This is a genomic window from Blautia sp. An249 (assembly GCF_002159835.1).
Taxonomy (GTDB): domain Bacteria; phylum Bacillota; class Clostridia; order Lachnospirales; family Lachnospiraceae; genus Blautia_A; species Blautia_A avistercoris.
This window is the reverse complement of record NZ_NFJL01000050.1, coordinates 1-3,027: the sequence shown is the minus strand read 5'-3', so window position 1 is coordinate 3,027 and position 3,027 is coordinate 1. Positions and strand designations below refer to the sequence as shown.

3 protein-coding genes are annotated in these 3,027 nt (G+C 37.1%); 1 reads left to right on the top strand and 2 read right to left on the bottom strand.

Annotated elements, in window-relative coordinates; translation table 11 throughout:
• Positions 1–656: 656 nt before the first annotated feature.
• Together B5F53_RS19340 and B5F53_RS19335 are read right to left on the bottom strand one after the other, a co-directional pair.
• Positions 657–854 carry a cysteine-rich KTR domain-containing protein gene (locus tag B5F53_RS19340; RefSeq protein WP_087227108.1) on the bottom strand — a complete coding sequence of 66 codons (198 nt, stop codon included), beginning with the start codon at positions 852–854 and terminating at the stop codon, positions 657–659.
• 5 nt (positions 855–859) lie between these two features.
• Positions 860–1,387, bottom strand: coding sequence for a PadR family transcriptional regulator (locus B5F53_RS19335; RefSeq protein ID WP_087227106.1), 528 nt, complete (start codon positions 1,385–1,387; stop codon positions 860–862).
• 128 nt (positions 1,388–1,515) lie between these two features.
• Here B5F53_RS19335 and B5F53_RS19330 point away from each other — a divergent pair, with 128 nt between their 5' ends.
• A complete protein-coding gene (locus B5F53_RS19330) occupies positions 1,516–2,904 on the top strand; it encodes an MATE family efflux transporter (protein WP_087227104.1) in 1,389 nt (462 codons plus the stop codon).
• Positions 2,905–3,027: the final 123 nt, after the last annotated feature.

The following is a 3,027-nucleotide window of genomic DNA, read 5'->3' as shown; positions in this document are numbered from 1 at the left end:
CCATAGGAACATCAGACCGGACTGGTTGGAACCAACCGCCGGTCTGGGCGGTTCCCGCCAACGGAATATTCAAAGAATGTGTTAAACCTGTAATTTCTAATAAGCTCATAAATAAAACCTCTCTTTTTAAATCTGATTTTCTAAAAGGAACAAAAAAGGCAGAAGTCAGATACTCGTGGTATCAAACCTTCTGCCATACTCATTTCATCTTAAACTAAATAAATGAAACAACCCATATACAACAAAAGGCTATAGACAAAACATTGTCCATAGCCTGCTGCACACAAATTTGTACGAGAAAAGAAACAATATATGAGAGAGAAGCACTCTGCATTCACATATTGCTACATTTCCCGATGAAATCTAAACGTGTTATATTACGCTATACTCTGTACAATGTTTCATCGGATTTGATTGTACAGAGCTGATTTTCTTTTTAGGCGGTAATTCATTCGTTATATAAAAGCTCATGAAATGCTTCTCCTTTCGTCCGTTTCTAACGGAGAATAACACAAAATCAGCCCTATGTCAAATCCCCTTCCTATGAATTTTTCAATCTTTAATTAACCTTTCAATTCGAAAAATGTTACCAAAAGAGTGTTTTTGTATATTCTTTTATTGAGTTTATAGAAATAGAGCCGACAAACTGTGATTACTCACAAGTTCATCGGCTCTGCGTCTAAAGCGTCTGGCTCTTTGATGACTGTTATATGTAAATTCTTTGCTTCAATCAAAGTTTCCTGCTTACATTTCGGACAGTAGAGAGGATAGTTCTTCAATACTGTATCTTTTTTAATTCTGTCACGGGTCTTATTGCCACAAACAGGGCAAATAATCCATTGAGAGTTATCCATTTTATTCACTCCAGAGTTTTTCTTAAAGAAACTATCCATTCCTCTATAGCCCCCGCTAGTATATATTGCTGTTGTAAAACCGCCATCCCAGTCGCAGGAATATCATTGTCACTATTTTTTAAGGCGATATTTTCTTCCAGATATGTTTTTAATACCGCCATACTGTTCTCAATATTATCCAGGCATTCTTGTTGTTTTTCTTTTGGCATACTGTCCAGATTCACGATGACAGCATTAAAGTCTAAGAAAATATTGATAGGTTTACAGGATATTTCAACCATCAGTTTTTCAAATTGCTGTTTCCCTTTTTCAGTCAAGGAATAAACTGACTTCTCTGGCATTTTACCCTCTTTTTCAATATGACTTAAAATATATCCCTTTTCCTCCAACTGAATAACTTTCTTATAAATCGAAGGAGTGCTGATTTTCACCCACTTTGAAATATTACGGTACTCTACCAACTTTTGAATATCATACGCACTCATAGGTTTTTTCTTTAATATTCCCAAAACTATCAAGTCAATGGTCGCCATATCAATTTCCTCCTTTACTATCTTGACAACTACTATAAATTATAGTAGAATACCCTTTGCGTTGCAACTACTATATTTTATAGTAGTATAAATTATTGCATTTGTCAAGTGAAAGGAGAAACAACACTATGAACAATCAAAACAAAAAATTGGAGTTACTGGGCAATGCTCCAATTCCAAAAGCCCTTTTAGCTATGGGCATTCCAACAATGATTGGTATGCTCATCAATGCCTTATACAATCTTGTTGATGCCTATTTTGTAGGCGGCTTAGGTGAAAGTCAAATGGCTGCTATCTCGGTTGTATATCCGCTTGGTCAAGTAGTTGTCGGCTTAGGATTGCTGTTCGGCAATGGAGCAGCATCCTACATTTCCCGATTGTTAGGGCAAAAAAACAGAGAACAGGCGAATAAAGTAGCAAGCACCGCACTGTATAGCAGTCTTGTTGTCGGTGCAATTATAATAGCTCTGTCGAGCATATTTTTAAAACCTGTTTTAAAACTTTTAGGTGCAACGGACAGCATTCTCCCTTATGCTGCTACCTATGCGGGTATTTACATCGTTTCCTGCATTTTCAATGTATTTAATGTAACGATGAACAACATCGTAACAAGTGAAGGAGCAGCGAAAACTACAATGTGTGCTTTGCTGTTAGGAGCTGTCCTTAATATTGGGTTAGACCCACTGTTTATATATACTTTCCATTTAGGCGTTGCAGGAGCAGCTATTGCAACAGCAATTTCGCAGGTGGTATCTACTCTTGTATATCTGCTCTATATCCTAAGGAAAAAAAGCGCCTTTCAATTCAAAATAACAGACTGTACCTTTTCTAAAGAAGTACTCTCTGAAATTTTTAAAATCGGTATTCCAACGCTTGTGTTTCAATTATTGACAAGCATTTCTATCTCTTTGATAAACAATGCCGCAGGCGGTTACGGTGACGCAGCCATAGCAGGAATGGGTGTTGTTACCCGACTTGTATCTATGGGCAGCTTAACTGTATTCGGTTTCATTAAAGGCTTTCAACCGATTGCAGGATACAGTTATGGGGCAAAGAAATTTGACCGTCTGCGTAACGCAATCAAAACCTCTATTTTATGGTCAACCATTTTCTGTGTAGTTGTAGGTTTATTATTCAGCCTGTTTTCTACAACTATCGTTTCACAATTCACAACTGGAAACGCAGAAATGATTAACATCGGAGCTTCCTCTTTAAAAATAAATGGTCTTACCTTTATGTTGTTTGGATTCTATACGGTATATTCCTCTTTATTTCTTGCTCTGGGAAAAGGAAAAGAGGGATTTATTCTTGGAGCCTGCCGACAAGGTATCTGCTTTATTCCCGCTATCTTGATCTTGCCATTCGTATGGGGATTAAACGGCATTTTATACGCACAACCGATTGCCGATGTACTATCTGCACTTATCACGATATTTATGGCAATTTCATTGCACAAAAAACTAACTACTATGGAGCAAAAAATAAAAGAAACATCTTATATACCCTGTGACAGATAAAAAATTAAGTGTAACAACTCCGATTATCTCAAAAAAGCCCGTAAAACCGGGCAAATCACGGGATAGGGGAACCGAATTTACTACCAAATTACTACTTTTGGATTGAGCCGGACACGCTTACTA